Origin of the sequence: Mucilaginibacter aquatilis, assembly GCF_009755275.1 — a bacterium.
Lineage (GTDB): Bacteria > Bacteroidota > Bacteroidia > Sphingobacteriales > Sphingobacteriaceae > Mucilaginibacter > Mucilaginibacter aquatilis.
The window spans coordinates 307,196-325,315 of sequence record NZ_WQLA01000004.1 but is presented as its reverse complement, the minus strand read 5'-3'; the positions used below and the strand labels follow the sequence as shown (position 1 = coordinate 325,315).

The window sequence follows — 18,120 nt, the reverse complement described above, 5'->3', positions numbered from 1 at the left end:
TTGTAAAAGTTAATGTTAAAACAGAGCATGCAAGTGGAATTACCACTTGCATGCTCTGTTTTGTTAATTTAGTAGTTTTAGTATTTCTCAATTTACTTCACCACTTCAACCCACATGCCTTTTTCCAAAGCATTAATTGATGTATCATACATAGCCTCGCAATAAGTGGCCGGCAGGTAGTACCTGCCAGTATACGATGCATTGAGCATTACGTAATACGTCACCTCCTGATGCGGGGCAATGCTAAAGTAGGTGTTCACCCTGTCATCACGAATGTCGCGGTAATCGGAAGGTGACGATTTAAATGCTTCATCATTATTCATCATGCGGGTATTCAATATTTCCCAGCCCGACGGGAATATTTGCGTCAGGGCCATATTAGCATAGTTACCGCGTTGCCCAGGGTTTTTAAGTATCACCTGTGCCACAAAATCGGTCCCTTGATTAAGCGAAGCAGGGTCTACAGGTGACCCGGAAAGGGTGTAATATTTCACCTGCATCTGCAAAATGTCGGGGTTGATATTCGATGGCAACTCCTGGCCCAATGCGGGCTGACCTTGCTGTATAAGGCGAATGTACAAACGGCCTTTGCCTCGGTTTTTGATGAGAGCCCGGCCTCCGTTTGCCGCAATATTGGTTTGCCACATATAATTATCGGCATTTACATTGCTTTTCACGCTTCCGGCCTGTACATCAAATTGTAGTTTGTTTCCATTTTTGTTTTGCCCGCAGTATTGAGCAATTGCCAATAGTGAGTAAGCCGTGGTTTGAGTGCTGTACCAGGTATCTTGCGATAGTTTTGCAGCCACATTATAAACCACCTGTGCTGCCTGTTTACGCTGGCCCAACAGCGTAAGTGTTTCTAAGATCATTGCTTCGTCGCGCACGTCAGAACCGTAAGTGTATGCCATTTGTCGATACGGTTTAACCTGGGTAGGTAAGCCTGCAATCATCCGCAAGCCAACTTCGGGCTGCCCGGCGAGTTTATAAGCTGCGGCCAGACGCCACTTTGCTTCAGGACTTAAATACTTAATTTCTTTCAGCCTGTTCATCGCACCCAGCTCAGGAGCGCCAGCCAAAGCCAACAGGTATAAACGGTAAGCCTGTATTAGACCTGAATAGTAATAGGCCTCCCTAGTATCAGGCACCCAGTTTTGGGCACGTCGTTTCTGGAACTTTTTCCACTGCTCTAAGAAACCGACCGGAAGGGCGTAGCCTTTGGCCTGTGCAGCCAACATAAAGTGACCGGCGTAGTTCGTTCCCCAATCATCAGGTTCGCCACCATCAGGCCAGTAACTCAAACCACCGCTTTGAACCTGGAAGCCGTTCAGCCGGGCAATGCCTGCTTTAATATTGCGTTCGGCCTGTGCCTTTTGCTGCGCGGTCATATCCATTAGCATACTCAAATATAACTGTGGGAATACCGATGAGGTGGTTTGCTCCACACAGCCATGCGGATATTGTATCAGGTACGTTAAACGTTTTGATAAGTTAAGTGCCGGTATGGCTGATACCTCCAGCGTTGCCTTGTTGGTACCACCCATGCCAATGGCGGCGTATGAGGCGTTCCAAACTTCGCCCGGCGCCAGTTCTTTTTCAATTACATTTGTGATAGGAGGGTTAGGGTTACGTACGTTTAATTGTACATCAAATGCGGTGCTTTCACTTCCGCTTTGCGCAGTGATGTGCACTTTGCCTACTCCCACAAAGTCCTTCACGTTCAAATCAAACGATACCAGCTGATCTCCGGTTTTGGTAAACGTCACTGTTTTGCTGTAACTGCTTGCCGGGTTGCTAAACGCGTTCGACTGTACTTTAACGGTCACCGTTTTGATGTTGTTCTCCATGGCAAACACTGTAACCGGCAATTGCACCTGCTCTGATGGACCTAGTACTCGTGGTAACGTAGCCAAAATCATCAAAGGTTTTTTAACAGCTACCGGTTTTTCAGCAAAGCCGTAGCTGCCGTCGTGACCGGCAATTACCATGGCCCTAACGGAACCGATATACTGCGGCAGTGTAAATTGCTTGGTTTGCTTCTCGCCTTTACCCAAATGGAACGGTCCCATAAATTTAACCACTGGTTTAAATCGGTTAACCGATACATTTTTACCGTTACCAACGCCGCTGCCGTCACCACCGATGCTTAGTATGCGCTCTAGTCCGCCGCCAAAGGCGCCAATTACGTAGTCAAACAAATCCCAGGTTTTAACACCCAGGCCTTCGCGGGCGTAAAATGCGCTGTGTGGGTTAGGAGTTTTAAAATTGGTTAAGTCAAGCAAACCTTCATCAACCAAGGCAATGGTGTAAGTCATTTCCTTGCCTGATGTTTCTGACACGGTCATTGATGATTTGGTTTCGGGTCTTATTTTATCGGGCATTGATATTACCGGTTTCAATATAGTTTCCGGGTCTTCAATATCCAAACCAATGGAGCCGTACATGCGTATAGGCAAATCATTAAGTGTTTGGGCATGCTTTTGCAACAGTGTAACCGTAGCAAAAATGTTTGGCGCCATGCCCGGCTCAATTTTGAATTTATAACGGGTTTGGCCTTTTTCGGTATTTATCCACGCTGTTTTTAAAACTTTGCTTCCGTTTTCTATACTGATCAGTCCGCGACCGCCTGCACCTGTTGGTATGGTAAGTGTTGCTTCTTCGCCAACTTTGTAGCTTTGCTTATCTGATGTAAATGATAGCATCGCTGCCTCGGTTGAGTTTTCCTGCTGCAGGCGTTCTGACCAATTTGGCCAGTCAACATACACCACTTTGCCGGTAGAGTGCCCGGTTTGATTATCTTTTACCCGTATGAGGTAGCGGCCCCAATTTTCTTTATTGATTTTGAACTTAAATTTACCCCGTCCGCTGCTTAAAGTAACAGGCTCGCTCAGTACTAACTTATTGTATTGGTCTTGGGTGAAGTTGCTTAGCTCGTCGCCTGTTTCATCCCACCACCAGCGCCATTGTATTTTGTAAAGTTCAACATCAACATTACGGGTGCCTGGCAATAACAAACCGTTGGCATTTACGTCAACAATATCAATGGTTTGATCTTTATCAGTTTCGAGCATGCCGGTCATAGCGCTACCCTCAGGTGTTTTAATACCCACGTAGCCACTGTAAACATTGTAAGGCATGGTAACCTGTTGTATGCTGAAATTGCCGCCCGGCTCAAACACTTTAACCAAAAAGTTTGCCCTTAATTGTCCAGGTGCCTGGTTCTCAACATTGATGTCAGCGTTAATAGGCGCATTACCTTCAGCATCTAAACGGCCATCAAACACGGTTTGCGTTTGGGTATTAAAGGCTAGGGTAGGGTCGTCAAACTCATAATCTACCAATTTTTTAAAGCTTGTTTTTTGTGCCGATACAAATGCATCCACTTTAGCTTTAAGGTTTTGGGCAATACCACCAAATAACCAACGGGCATTTAAATTACCACCGGTAGCGCTTCCTTTGGTTAAGGCTTGCTGATTGCCGAACGACAGGTTAAGCTTTAACCTGTTAGGCATAATGGTTTCAACCTTGATATTTTTTTCGAACACTGCGCCGCCTACTTTCACCTTGGCTATCCAATTACCGGTAGGGGCACTGGTTGTGGTTGCTGTATGAAAACTATAGAAACCATCCATAGCCTTGGTGCGGGTAATGCGGCTGTAAAGCTGACCTTTAGGGTTGTAAAATTCAAACTCAACAGGATGGTCTTTAGGTAAAGTTTTTTGTTTGTCTTCCAAAATGAATGATACAAAAATGGAATCCCCCGGACGCCAAACGCCACGTTCCCCATAAATGAAACCTTTCAAGCCTTTTTGTACCTGCTCGCCGCCAACCTTAAAGCGGGTAAGTGGGAGTGAGCTTGCATCATCCAATTTAAGATACCCGCGTTCGTCTCCGTTTTTGGCTACCAAAAGGTAAGCTTTGCGCTTCATGGCAATAGTTGCCATACCATCACCGTCAGATTTTCCGGTTGCAATTACCTGCTTTTGGTAATCGAGCAGTTCGAGCGTTACTCCACTCATGGGCTGTGCATCCATAATGTTGGTAACGGCCACTACCATGCTGTTATCAGCACCGCGTTTGGCAATTAAGCCAATGTTAGAGGCGATGATATTACGTGTTGCCCAGCGATCTTTAGTATAGTAAGACATGCTGCAGGCATCCTCACGCTCATCCCAACGGTAGCCACTTGGGTAATAGCTATCGTAACGTGTCCAGAACTCATCATCCTCGTCAATACCCGATCCATTGTCGCTGTATTCCTCTTCGCCTTCGTACCCGCCTTCTTCATCGTTTCCCTTGGCGGCGGCCTTTCCGGCTTTACAGTTAAATAGCGAATACTCCTGCCTAAAACCAATAATTACCCGATAAATGGCGCCCGGCTCTGTACGCATCAGGTGGTCAACATCCAGCATAAAGCGGTTCTTTTTATTCAGGTTGAGGCCTTTATCGTTATCTAACCTAATGGTTTTTTGCAGCACCGGTTTGCCTACCTGGCGTAACTGATTCTGACCGTTAAAATCATTATTTTGAAAATATTGCGGTACGTTGTTTTCGTAAATTTTTATAATGCTTACATCAACGGCACTCAGGTTAATGGCCTCAAAGGGCATCATTAGCTTACCCGAATCGGGCAGGATAACGCCTTTGCCAGGTATGGTTACTGATGGTAAACGATTTTCAAAAAATACGTTGGCAGTAAATGCGCGGGTTATTTTTTTATGAGTAATGTCTTCAATACCCTCGTTAGCAAAAGCGGTGTAGTTACCGTCAAGGCGGTTATTTGCATAAATTTTTATGGTGCTGCCATCAATAGTATAAGCCGGATCGGGTACGTTGCTTAAACCTGCAAGTCCATTCAGTTCTTGCCCAATCATAATGGGGTTTGAAGTTTGAATAAGGACATATTCTTCCTGGTCCTGAATGGCTTTTATATCCAGTACCTTGAATACGCCGATTGCCGGGATATCTACATTAACAGCTTTTTGATTATCAATGTTAATAGGGCTGCCATCGTATCTAATTTCAAGTTGGGCCGGACTTTTACCTGTTGCCGGGCGTTGTATGTTATTAATAGTAAACGTATGCGTACGTGTAGCCTCATTATGGTTCCAGACTATTTGGGTGGCTGTTGGATATTGCGTTGAAATAATCTTTTCTACCTTAGCCGGTTCTTCCACATCGGCAGTTTGCACATTGCCTGTAAACTTCATTTTGTTAAGCGATGTGTTGGTGGCAGTTTGCAGACCATCAAAATTCACTGTAAAATCGGGCTTGATAGTTTCAAAGCCGAACTTAAACTCGTCTAAGTTATCGTCAACTTCTGCTACCTCATCTAAGGCAAACTCAACCTCATAATCCTGATCGGGTTTCATTTCCTCATCAGGTTTAAACTCTATAGTTTGGGCGTCAACCCAGTAAGCCTTACCCTTTACCGATGGCGAAAATTCAAAAATGCCATCTTTAAGCGGCTCGTTTTTGGCGTGACTGGTTTGCACCTGCCCGGCCAGCTTAATGCGAATTGCACTTTGCCGTGATATAACTCCGGCCGTGTACGATTCGATATACTTGCTAAAAGCCGGATCGACCTTGTTTTTATGCTTGCGCGTAAAAAAAACAACCAGCGAAATGATAACGGCTAATACTAATAGACCAACAAATAACAGTTTTTTGTTAAATGGTGATGATTGAGAAGGAAGGTTCATATGTGAGGTAGATGTAGATTATGGTTGAATGTAGAAAGTATTTATAAGGTTTGCAATAGCGTAAACAACAAAATGGCCTTTTGGATTTCGGTAATATTATTAATCAAGAGATTATAAGGCTGCAAGTAATGAGCAACAGGTGAAGATTACCGAAGTTCAACAATTATCATCACGGAATTTTAATAGAGCGGGTCGTGCAAACTACTGATACTGTAAATTTATATAATACCGTAAACGCAAAAAGCCCTTCTTAAATAGAAGGGCTGTTATGTCTTAAATAGAAATTGCACTTAGTTTTGCGTTATACTGATAGCACTATCAGCAGGAGCGGCAAAATTGGCTATAAAACCTTCATTAAGGTACTTTGAAGTATAGCCATTAACATTGGCATTCACATAAAGCATATTTTTACCTTTGATCAAATCAATTATTTTATTTGATACTTCGGGTGATACTGCAGGACAGCCGAAACTACGTCCTAGTCTTCCTAATGATTTGATGGTGTTTTCGCAAACATAATCAGCAGCGTGTAATACAACGGCTCTTGCTCTGGCATTGCTGTTAAAGCCCGCATCCATTCCGTCGAGTTTAAGCGAGCGGCCATGTTTGCCGTAATAAACATTATCGGTAACGTAAAAACCTAAACTGCTTTGATGTGAGTCTGACTTGTTTGAAAACTCAGTAGCCATTAACTCGCCGCTGCCCTGGCCATGGGCTACCCATGTGTTAAGCAATAACTGTTTTGTTGCGAGGTCTACAATCCACATCCGCTTTTCGGTACTTGCTTTATTAAAATCAATAACAGTGATTATGCTGCTTGATTGCGGCAAGGCTTTATTTTGCTTTAAGTTGTAGTAGCCGGTTATAGCTTTTTGAAAAACGCTATAATCCAAACCGCTTGTTTTTAAACCAGCATTTTGAAAAATATCCTCCACATAACTGGCGAAAGCAGACGTAGCTTTTGGTTCTTCACGTGCTTCTTTCTTAGTTGCAACCGCGGCTTTCTTAACCGTAGCCGAGCGCGAACTTATAATAGCAAATGTTAATATAAACAAAAGCGCTGCAGCCAGCCAAAATCTTCTTTTCATATGTCCGTTGATGGTTTTAATCATTGTTTTATGTTTAAAGGTCAACAGGCCCGGGTTAATTCACTTTTAGGTGTTACTCAAATTTATTAATAACGTATTCATTTATACGTCATTGCACTATCATTTGTTTTAACATAGAGCTAACATCAATAACAGCAATAAAAAAGGGTGCTTATTGCACCCATTTAACTTTTTCAGCCAAAGGAGTTTTGCGTACACCATCTGGGTTGGCATCGCTATAACCTAAGTACAGTAAGCCTAAAACCTGGTCATCAGCACCCAAACCTAAAAAATCTTTCATTGCAGGTTTCAATGTTGCGCCGCCAGTACTCCAAAACGAACCGATATTTAACGCGTTTGCGCCAAGCAGAACGTTTTGTATAGCGCATGATGCAGCTGCAACTTCTTCAACAACCGGAATTTTCGACAGCTCGCTGCGGTGCATATAAGCAATTACTACGTGTGATACATTAGCTCCCATGTTAGCTAGATTATTGTAAGTAGCAGGATTGAAGTTTTCACCCGCGCCTTGCTTGTATAATTCAGCGTGTTGCTCGCAAAATACTTTCGGATCTTCATATACCACAAAGCGCCAAGGCTCGGTGTATGCATGTGTAGGAGCCCAGTCGGCCAGCTCAAGTAATGCAGCAACTTGTGCATTTGGTATTTTTTGACCATTCATCATACCCGGTTTAATGGTACGGCGGGTTTTGATGTTTTCGGCTATAGTAGAAAATGTCTGTTCGCTCATTTGTTGTGTAATTTGCGCCAAAAGTATGCGATAAATTGCAAAAACTGGTATCTAATTTTCAATTAGCTCTAATTGAATTGCAGTAAAAATACGGTTCCTTTGCCTTCGGTGCTTTGTACCTGAATGTTGCCTTTATGCATAAGCATTATTTGCTTACATAAGCTTAAGCCAATGCCGCTGCCGGTTTTGCGCGTGCTAAAAAACGGAATAAATATTTTCTCCATCAACTCTGGCGACATGCCTGTGCCGTTATCACTAACCTTAAGCACCGATTTGTTGTTCACTACCTCGGCCGATAATGATATGGCTGGCTCTGCTTGTTCTTTTACAGCCTCAATGGCGTTCACCAGCAAGTTAATAAGCACTTGTTCAAGCAGGTTGATGTCGGCATCTATACTCAGGCTTAAATCACGCAGGATGATGTCCAGCTCAATGTTTTTCTTTTCGAGCGTTGGGAGCATTAGCGTGTTCAGGTTTTCAAACAGGTCATATACAGGTATGGTTTGTAACTCAAGCTTTGTGATTTTATTAAGACTGCGGTAGCTCTCTGTAAATTTAAGCAATCCTTCGCTACGGCGTTTAATAGTATCTATACCAAGCTCAAGGTCTTCAAGATTATTTCCTGAAGAAGCGGCATTTAAATCAGTACGTTTTAGCCTGTTTTTTAACGTATCAGCCAATGATGATATAGGAGCCACAGAATTCATAATTTCATGCGTCATTACGTTTAATAGCTTCGACCATGCGTTTGATTCCGACTCGTCCATGGCGTCACTTACATTTTGGAATGCAACAAGTTTGTATATTTTATCTTCGCTTCGTAGTACACTTGCCATTAACTGTAGTTTTACTTGCTGCTGATCTTTAATGATTGATACCACTTTGCTACCGCCCGATTTTAGCTTTATGATCTCATCATACAAATCAGCATTTCTTTTTTGCAGAGAGCTAACATTTTTTAAATACGGTACATCAATAATGCTTTTGAATGATTCATTTATCCAGCCTATTTCGCCTGTCTCCTGCTCATATGACAGAATGCCCGTACCAACCAGTTCCAAAATTTTTTGCAGGTAGTGATATTGAGTTTCGCGCTCGCGATTTATTGTTTTAAAGGTGGTATTAATCTCGTTAAACCCTTTGCGCAAAACCTGTACGTTGGCCGGAGCGCTTTGTATGGCATAGTGCCTCGAAAAATCACGGTACTGCGCTGCTTCGGCAAATTCTTGTACCTCTTGTTGCACTTTGGTGTATTGCTGCATTATACCTGCAATTACATATACAATAAGCGGAACTGTTACCAAAGCAAACGGGTAGCGCTTAGCCGCAAGTAGAAAGGCAGCCGCACATAACAGCAAAAACAAAATAAGTATGCGCAGCAGCAGCTGCCACTCGTAACGTTTAAATATCATATTTGTTAAGTCGGCGGTATAGTGCGGTACGGGTTAAACCAAGCTCTTTGGCTGCGCGGGTTATGTTGCCGTTATGCTTCTCTATAACGCGCAATATTGCATTCTTTTCCATTTCACTTAGGGGCACATTGTCTGCAGGCTCGGCAACGGCCGGTAAACTGGTTTCGAGTGACGAAAATATGAGGTCATCGGGTTGTAAGGTAGTGTCATCGGCCATAATAACGGCACGTTCAATAGTGTATTGCAACTCTCGTACGTTACCTGGAAAGCCGTAAGCCTGAAGCTTGTTTATGGCTTGCGTACTAAAATCAACCGTTGGTTTAAGGTATTTTGCAGCATACATTTTGCCAAAGTGCCTGGCAAGTACGGGCACATCACTTATCCGGCGCCGTAAAGGTGGCATGGTAATTTCAACGGTGTTAATACGGTAAATTAAGTCTTTGCGAAACTTTTGTTCGTTGGCAAGTTCCTGCAAAGGCAAGTTGGTTGCGCAAATAAGCCTTATGTTTATATCAACAGGTTTATTGTTACCTAAGCGTGTTACCTGCCTGTTTTGCAAAACCGTAAGTAATTTAGCCTGCTGTTGCAGGGTAATGTTCCCAATTTCATCCAAGAACAAAGTTCCGCCTTCGGCTTCTTCAAAACGGCCCATGCGGTCTTCACGAGCATCAGTAAAGGCACCTTTTTTATGGCCAAACAGTTCGCTCTCAAAAAGGGTTTCGGTAAGTGCGCCAACATCAACTTTAATAAATGGCTTATTCGCCCTTAACGATCGTTCGTGAATTGCCTTTGCCATTAAATCCTTTCCTGTTCCGTTCTCACCAAGTATAAGTATGTTAGCATCGGTAGGAGCTATTTTATTCACCTTGTGAAAAATATCCTGCATAGCTTCTGATTCGCCTAGGATTTCGGTACCATTAGCATTGCTTCTAACAGCAGTTTTAGGCTTTTTAGGGCCTTCCTGTTTATCTAATAAATCGGTTATGGTTTCAATAAGCCGTTCATTATGCCACGGTTTAACCACAAAATCGTTAGCACCTTCTTTTAACGAACGCACCGCCAAATCAATGTGGCCATATGCTGTAATCATTATTACGCACACATTGGGTTTCCATTCCTTAATTTTCCGAAGCCAGTAAATACCTTCGTTGCCGGTATTCATGGTGCTGTTATAATTCATGTCAAGCAGCACCAAATCAATTTGGTTGCGTGTAAGTATGGAATTAATATTTTCCGGATTTTTTTCGGTGATGATTTCGTGTACTTCGGTTTTAAGCAAAAGCTTTACTGCCGTAAGCACATCTGTATCATCATCAACAACTAAAACCGTTGCTTTCTTTAATATCATTTGCCGTAGTACGTTAAGGATCGGGTTAAAAAATAGCTTGTTATATCACGTCAATTATGCGCTTTTACAATGCTTTAACGTGTCAATTTTGTCAATTAAGTATCCAAAAATATAATTATTTGTTAATCAAAGCCATTCATTTTATTCACAAAATGCATATTGTATCATATCCGCACACTTTGTGTAACACAAGCGTACGCGATTAAAATTGCATATGATTTAACATGTTGTAAATGAGTTATTTTCACAATGGCACAAGGTTTATATATTAGTTGTAAACAGTATTTTACGTGGATAGAGTAATTGAAAGAAAAAAATGGAACAGTAAACGCCTGCTTACTATAGGTGGTGTTACCGCACTGGTTGGTTTAGTAGCCGGCAGTGTAATGCTAACCTCAGGTAAAAGTAAGCTAAACGTTGATACCGAGCGGATTACTGTGAGCAATGTTACCAAAGGCTCGTTCCAGGAAATTATACCACTAAACGGCATTGTTATGCCCGTTACAACTATATATTTAGATGCGGTTGAGGGTGGCCGGGTTGAAAAGCTGTTTGTAGAAGATGGCGCAACCATGAAGAAAGGGCAGCCTATATTAAAGTTAGCTAATACCGATTTAGAGTTGAGCCTGGCAAACGAAGAGACTGCCGTATTTAACGTGCTTACTCAAATGCAGATATCACGTGATAATGCAAGACAAAACACCATTAGCAAACTTAACCAGATGGCCGAGGTGGAGAGTGGCCTGAAAGAAGCCGAGCGTGTTTATAAGTTGAACAAAAAGCTTTACGATCAAAAGGCAATTGGTTTGCAGGAGTATCAAAAATCGGAAAATGACTATAATTATGCCGTGCGTCGTAAGCGGTTAACTACTCAAATACTCAATCAGGATTCAACCGCAATGAACCAGCAAACACAACAGTCAAAAGAGTCATATGCGCACATGAAATCAACGCTCGAACTTATGCGTAAAAAAGTGGGTGATTTAATTGTACGTGCACCGGTTGATGGGCAGCTAACCTCGCTTGATGCTGAAATAGGGCAGAGCAAACAAAAAGGTGGCCGTCTTGGACAGATAGATGTGCTCTCGGGTTTTAAAGTGAGGGTTGATGTGGATGAGCATTACATTACCCGAGTTTATAATGGTCAAACCGGTGATTTTACCTTAGGGAATAAAACTTACAACCTGAAAATAAAAAAGGTTTATACTCAGGTTGCTAACGGACGTTTTCAGGTTGATATGCAATTTACCGGAGCAATGCCTAAAGATATACGCCGCGGGCAAAGCCTGCAAATTCGTTTAGCATTAAGCGATGAAACCCAGGCCGTAATGGTTCCCAAAGGTGGCTTTTACACGCAAACCGGCGGCAACTGGATATTTAAATTAAGCGAAGACGGAAAAACTGCTTACAAGGTTGATGTACAGCTTGGTCGTCAAAACCCCGATTATTATGAAGTTATGCAGGGGCTTAAAGCAGGAGATCGGGTAGTTACCTCAAGCTATGAAAACTATGGAGATATGCAGGAACTAGTACTAAAGTAGCATGAAACACCTGCACTTGAATTTGAACAAAGACATTTAAAATATAAAAGATCACAATTAAAACAGGCAAGGTCTATGATTAAAATTACCAATCTGGAAAAATTCTACCGTACCGAAGAGGTAGAGACCGTGGCACTAAACAAGCTTAATCTGGAAATTAATACCGGCGAATTTGTAGCCATAATGGGGCCATCAGGCTGCGGCAAATCAACGCTGCTTAACATATTGGGCTTGCTGGATGATCCGGATGGAGGAAGTTACCTGTTTAACGGAACAGAAGTTGCACATTTCAATGAGCGCAAACGTGCCGATTTACGCAAGCATAACATTGGTTTTGTATTTCAAAGCTTTAACCTAATTGATGAGCTTACAGTATTTGAAAATGTTGAACTGCCGTTAATATACACTGGCGTAAGCACCGCTGAACGTAAAACACGTGTAGAGGAAGTGCTAACCAAAATGCAGATTATGCACAGGCGTAATCATTATCCGCAACAACTTTCGGGCGGCCAGCAGCAACGTGTTGCTATTGCGCGGGCGGTTGTAAATAAACCCAAACTCATACTTGCCGATGAGCCTACCGGTAACCTGGATAGCAGCAACGGTAACGAAGTTATGGAGTTACTTACCGATTTAAACGAACAGGGTACTACAATTATCATGGTTACTCACTCAGAGCATGATGCAAGGTACAGCCACCGCATTGTACGACTGCTTGACGGCCATACGGTGATGGAAAACATAATGATGTAACCTGCTCCAACAAAATCCAAACCTTATCACATTTTTTAATTCACCTGCAACCTCTCAATCATATGAAAGCACTTTTTACCCTATTATCTCTTAGCGTTTGCTTAACCGCCGCAGCACAGAAAAACAGTAAGCACGACTTAATGGAAAGCATACATGACGACGGTAAAATTATGCATGTTGAAATTAGCGGCGACGTTAATGGTAAAGCCGTTAATTACAATAAAAAGTTTGACATCAAAGGTTTGAGTACGGCCGAAAAGGATGCACTTACACAACGCATAGCCGATTCATTAGGCATTAAGAGCAGTCATAAGCCTGTTAAGCCAATAGCCCCAAATGGCAACGGCTATTATACGCAACCACCGGTACCTCCGGCTCCTCCAACACCTCCGAATGCACTTCATATAAGAACAAGAGACATAAAGTCGAGCATTAATGATGATGGTGACACCATGTACCTGAAATTTAATGGAACTTACAATGATAAGCCTGTAAAATATGAGCGCATTTTTGATGTGAAGGGTAAAACTGCTCAAGAAAAAAATGACCTCATTAAAAGCATTACCGACTCATTGGGAATAAGTAACCAGGTTAAAATACACCTTTCTAAATAAACGCTAAGCAACATAGTTATGATAAAAAATTACATAAAAACCGCCTGGCGTAATTTATGGAAGGGTAGGGTATTTAATCTGATGAATGTTGTAGGCCTATCGGTTGCTATTGCTTGTTGCGCGTTAATATTCATGACTGTTTACTATGAGTTTTCTTACGATAGCTTTCATCAAAACGTCAAAGGCATTCATCAGTTATATACGGTTACAAACAGAACCAGCGGTACTGAACGGAGTACTGCTATGCCTATACCACTAGCGCCGGCTCTTAAGGCTGAATATAGCCATATTAAATATATAACACGCAGTGCTAACTCCGGCGCTTTGGTTAAGGCAGGAGCAAAACAGCTTGACCAAAACGTACATTTTGTTGATGCCGACTTTTTAAAAATGTTTACCTTCCCGCTTGTTGAGGGAAATGTAAATACGGTGTTTAACCAATTGAACAATGTGGTAATAACCCAGCAGGCCGCTAAGGCAATGTTTGGTAATCAATCGCCGTTAAACAAAACTATACTGATAACCATTGGCCAACGCGAGGAGCCTTTCCAGGTATCGGGCGTTGTAAAAGATATTCCGCGTAATTCGAGTATTACTTTTGATTTGTTGCTGCGCTTTGAGCACTTCCCAAATTACAAAACCGATTTAAGCAAATGGGACAACTGGTCGCACATGGCTTTTGTTGAGTTTAAAGAAGGTTATAACACTCAAAACTTTGCCAAGCAACTTAAGCCATTTGTAGAAGCACATTACAAGGCCGACATTGACCTGCTGAAGCGCGACGGCGCCCGGCCCGATGAAACAGGCAGCTTGCTGAGTTTGCATCTCGCACCATTTGCTTCAAACCACTTTAATACTAATTTAAACGGCGTTGAAGGCTACCCGGTTAGCAAAACCTACGTTTTAAGTCTTTTGGCAATAGCTTGTTTTATCTTAATCATTGCCTGCATCAATTTTATAAACTTATCAGTAGCGCGTGGCTTTACACGTGCCCGTGAAGTTGGCGTACGTAAAACACTTGGCGCCGGCAAATGGCAATTACTTACACAATTCTGGACTGAAACAATCATGGTTTGCCTGGCATCAACCATACTGGGTTTAGCATTATGTGCAGTTATTATATCGCCATTTAAAGCAATGTTCAAAAGCCGCATAAATTTAGCAATGCTATTTCAGCCGCAGCATTTACTGGCAATTTTGGGTATTTTTATATTGATTACGGCACTTGCAGGTTTTTACCCGGCGTTGATTATGATGCGTTACAAAACCGTGGCTGTTTTAAAAGGTAACATGGGCGATACTGCAAAACCAGGTAAAATACGTAACACGTTGCTGGTGGTGCAATTTGCGTTGTCTACGCTTTTAATTATTTGTACCATAATAACCTGGCAGCAAATTAACTATTTAAGCAACAAACCCCTGGGCTTTAATAAAACCGAAGTTTTAAGTATACCTGTTAACAAAGGTATTGACGGCAGCAAAGCATTGCAGCTTATGCGTAATGATTTGCGTAGCAATAGCCAGGTAGAAGCAGTAAGCGGTTCATACATGAACCTGGGGCGCGGAAACGATGGATCTACCAGGTCGTCAATTATTGGTTTTGGAATGAATGGCCGCGAAATACGCACAAACTTGCAGCGTGTAGATTTTGACTATGTTAAAACACTTGACATTAAACTGGTTGACGGCCGCGACTTTGACTTAAACTTTCCTGGCGATAGCAATGCTGTTGTGATAAATGAAAGTATGGCCCGTAGCATAGGCGGAAGGAATATTGTTGGGCGGTACCTGTTTATGTTCCCTGAATACCAATCGCAAATAATTGGCATTGTAAAAGACTACAACTTCAAGTCGTTACATGATAAGATTGAACCCGTTTCAATGATTATGCGTAAACAGTTTGCCATAAACTACGTGTTTGTTAAGGTTAAGCCCGGTAACTTACTTCACGCTTTTGACGAGATAAAACAGAGCTGGAACCGCCAGTATCCAAATGTTGAATTCACAGGATCATGGCTTAATGAGAATACCGAAAGGCAGTATCAAAGTGAAAGGCGCTTGTCAAATATCTTTGTAAGCGGGGCTGTTTTAGCCATTGTAATATCATGCATTGGTTTGCTGGCAATATCAGTAATGATTGTAATTCAGCGTACAAAAGAAATTGGTGTACGTAAAGTTTTAGGTGCCAACGTTGCCGGTATCGTGTTCCTTTTATCGCGTGACTTTTTGAAGCTGGTAATGATAGCCGCCATAATTGCGGTGCCTGCCGCATGGTGGGTAATGGACAGTTGGCTGCAAAGTTTTGCATACCGCATTTCAATACAATGGTGGGTATTTGTTTTAGCTACACTCATGGCAATGCTGCTTGCATTTATAACAATCAGCTTCCAGTCGGTAAAGGCGGCACTAACCAATCCTGTAAAGAGTTTACGTAGCGAGTAAAGAAAGTGCCGCTGTATTTATTCTCTTACCCATATTATAACCTAAGGTTGCTGATAAACAGCGTTCCATATTTAACACATTTATCGATTACTGAAGATGTTTAAAAATTATCTAAAAATTGCCTGGAGGAATTTACTTAACAGTAAAGGCTTTTCCTTTATAAATATTGCTGGTTTGGCTATAGGCATGACAGCGGCCATGCTTATTGGTATATGGATACAGCACGAGCTGAGTTTCGACAGGTTTCACAAGCAAATAAAAGACCTGTACATCGTTTACAACAAATCGATATTCGATGGAGAATTGCACTGCTGGCCCAGCACACCCCCGGCATTAGGTCCGGTGCTTAAACAGGAGTATCCCGATATTAAGTACAGCGCCAGGATAACCTATGTAGATAAACACCTTTTTGATTACAACGGTAAAAAACTTGAAGCAGAGGGTTTTGATGCTGAAGAAAACTTTCTGAAAATGTTTACATTCCCGCTTATTGCAGGGAATATGGCCACGGCGCTAAGCAGCCCATATAAAATTGTAATTACCGAAGATTTTGCAAAAAAAATGTTTGGTACCACAGAAAACGTTGTTGGTAAGATAATAAAGTTTGATAACCAGTATAACCTTACTATAAGCGGCGTGCTGCAAAAATTGCCATCAAATACCCGTTTCCAAACCGATTATATAACGCCTTGGCTCTTTTACAGGGTTCAGTACAACGGTGATGACCAAAACTGGGGTAATAACAGTTACCGTACATACGTGCAACTAAATTCTGGTGCTAATCTAAAAAAGGTAAATGCGAAAATCATAAATACCACCATAAAGCATAGTAACGGTAACGAAGATAACCAGATCTTTCTGCATCCTTTTGGTGATTATTACCTGTATAATACTTTTAAAAATGGTGTACCTAGCGGTGGCAGGGCCGATGTAGTTAAGCTTTTTACGTTTATTGCCGGCTTTATTCTATTAATTGCCTGCATAAACTTTATGAACCTTAGTACTGCCCGCAGCGAAAAACGGGCAAAAGAGGTAGGTATCCGTAAATCAATCGGAGCACTTAAACTGTCACTTGTTGGGCAGTTTTTAATCGAGTCTGTAATTGTGTCGTTTATAGCGGGTGTAATTGCTTTAATACTTACTCGTATAACTTTGCCCTACTTTAATGAGCTCGTAAGTTTGGATTTGAGCTTACCCTTACTTAAACCCTCCTTCATCCTAGCTTGGCTTGTTTTCGTGTTGGCAACTGGTTTGTTAGCCGGATGTTACCCTGCATTGTATCTGTCATCCTTTAAACCGGTACAAGTATTAAAAGGCACATTTGTAAGTGTAAACGCCGTTGTTACACCACGCAAACTATTGGTTATAACGCAATTTACATTTGCAGTGGTAATGATTGTGAGCACTATTGTTATACGCAAACAAATACAATATGCACAAGACCGCGATAGCGGGTACAATAAAAACAACCTTATTTATACCTACTTTAACGGTGAAATCCATAAAAACCAAAACCTCATTAAGCAAGACCTGATAAACAGCGGCGTTGCCGAGGCAGTTAGCATTACCAGTGGCAGCTTTGTTTCATCAAGTGCTAATTCCTGGGGTTTGAATTGGGTTGGCAAGCCCGAAGGCGCCAAAATTGTATTCGACCAAATGGCTACCCAGGGTGATTTTGCTAAAGTGCTGAATGTTAAAGTAGTTAAAGGACGCGATATAGACCCACAACTCTACCCAACAGATTCAACTGCATGTTTGCTTAACGAGTCGGCAGCCAAAATTATCAACGCAAAAAATCCCATAGGGCAAATTATTGATAAAGACTTTATTAAATGGCATGTAGTAGGCGTAATTAAAGATTTTATATGGGGTTCGCCTTATGACCCAATTCAACCCATGCTGGTAATGGGGCCCGCACAAAAGTGGAGCAATGTAGTAAACATCAGGCTTAAAGCTAATCAGCCGTTAAGTGCAGCCATGCCCAAAATTGAAGCTATATTTAAAAAGTATAATCCTGCGTTTCCGTTTACACCGTTGTTTGTTGATAAAGATTATGAGGTGAAATTTAGTGAGCAGCAACGTACGGCAAAGCTTGCAGGTACCTTTGCATTGCTCACAATTATCATTTCATGTCTCGGTTTGTTTGGTTTGGCTGCTTACATGGCCGCTAGCCGCACCAAAGAAATAGGAGTGAGAAAGGTGCTTGGGGCATCGGTACTCAATATAACTGCACTATTATCAAAGGATTTTTTAAAGCTTGTAATTGCAGCAATAATCATTGCTTCACCTATAGCATGGTATGCCATGCAAAATTGGTTGCAAAAGTATACCTACCGTATTGAAATTGAATGGTGGATATTTGCTATATCAGGTATAGGAGCAATCATGATAGCCTTAGTTACCGTTTGCTTTCAATCGGTAAAGGCTGCTATAGCCAATCCGGTTAAAAGTTTGAGGAGTGAATAAGTC

Annotated in this window: 10 protein-coding genes; 5 read left to right on the top strand and 5 right to left on the bottom strand. The window is 41.9% G+C overall.

The window, feature by feature from the left end; all coding sequences use genetic code 11:
* Positions 1–92: 92 nt before the first annotated feature.
* From GO816_RS12120 to GO816_RS12100, 5 genes are all read right to left on the bottom strand, one after another.
* Positions 93–5,702, bottom strand: coding sequence for an alpha-2-macroglobulin family protein (locus GO816_RS12120; protein WP_157542192.1), 5,610 nt, complete (start codon positions 5,700–5,702; stop codon positions 93–95).
* Positions 5,703–5,992: 290 nt separating this feature from the next.
* A complete protein-coding gene (locus tag GO816_RS12115; RefSeq protein WP_157542191.1) occupies positions 5,993–6,814 on the bottom strand; it encodes a murein L,D-transpeptidase catalytic domain family protein in 822 nt (273 codons plus the stop codon).
* Between the two features lie 148 nt (positions 6,815–6,962).
* Positions 6,963–7,541 (bottom strand): nitroreductase family protein, encoded by a 579-nt coding sequence (locus tag GO816_RS12110; RefSeq protein WP_157542190.1) that lies wholly within the window; start codon positions 7,539–7,541, stop codon positions 6,963–6,965.
* Positions 7,542–7,609: 68 nt separating this feature from the next.
* Positions 7,610–8,953: a sensor histidine kinase gene (locus tag GO816_RS12105; protein ID WP_157542189.1), complete on the bottom strand. Its 1,344-nt coding sequence runs from the start codon at positions 8,951–8,953 to the stop codon at positions 7,610–7,612.
* On the bottom strand, positions 8,943–10,301 hold the full coding sequence (locus GO816_RS12100; protein WP_157542188.1) for a sigma-54-dependent transcriptional regulator: 1,359 nt from the start codon (positions 10,299–10,301) through the stop codon (positions 8,943–8,945). The genes GO816_RS12105 and GO816_RS12100 overlap by 11 nt, the downstream gene beginning before the upstream one ends.
* A gap of 290 nt (positions 10,302–10,591) precedes the next feature.
* On the opposite strand from GO816_RS12100, the gene GO816_RS12095 reads away from it, so the two are divergent.
* From GO816_RS12095 to GO816_RS12075, 5 genes are all read left to right on the top strand, one after another.
* Complete coding sequence (locus tag GO816_RS12095) at positions 10,592–11,842, top strand: efflux RND transporter periplasmic adaptor subunit (protein WP_317163630.1); 1,251 nt, start codon at positions 10,592–10,594, stop codon at positions 11,840–11,842.
* Between the two features lie 75 nt (positions 11,843–11,917).
* Positions 11,918–12,595, top strand: a complete 678-nt coding sequence (locus tag GO816_RS12090; protein ID WP_157542187.1) for an ABC transporter ATP-binding protein — start codon at positions 11,918–11,920, stop codon at positions 12,593–12,595.
* A gap of 62 nt (positions 12,596–12,657) precedes the next feature.
* On the top strand, positions 12,658–13,209 hold the full coding sequence (locus GO816_RS12085; RefSeq protein ID WP_157542186.1) for a hypothetical protein: 552 nt from the start codon (positions 12,658–12,660) through the stop codon (positions 13,207–13,209).
* An 18-nt stretch (positions 13,210–13,227) separates the two neighbouring features.
* Entirely contained in the window at positions 13,228–15,651 is a 2,424-nt protein-coding gene (locus GO816_RS12080) for an ABC transporter permease (protein ID WP_157542185.1), read from the top strand.
* A gap of 96 nt (positions 15,652–15,747) precedes the next feature.
* Positions 15,748–18,117 carry an ABC transporter permease gene (locus GO816_RS12075; RefSeq protein ID WP_157542184.1) on the top strand — a complete coding sequence of 790 codons (2,370 nt, stop codon included), beginning with the start codon at positions 15,748–15,750 and terminating at the stop codon, positions 18,115–18,117.
* Positions 18,118–18,120 lie beyond the last annotated feature (3 nt).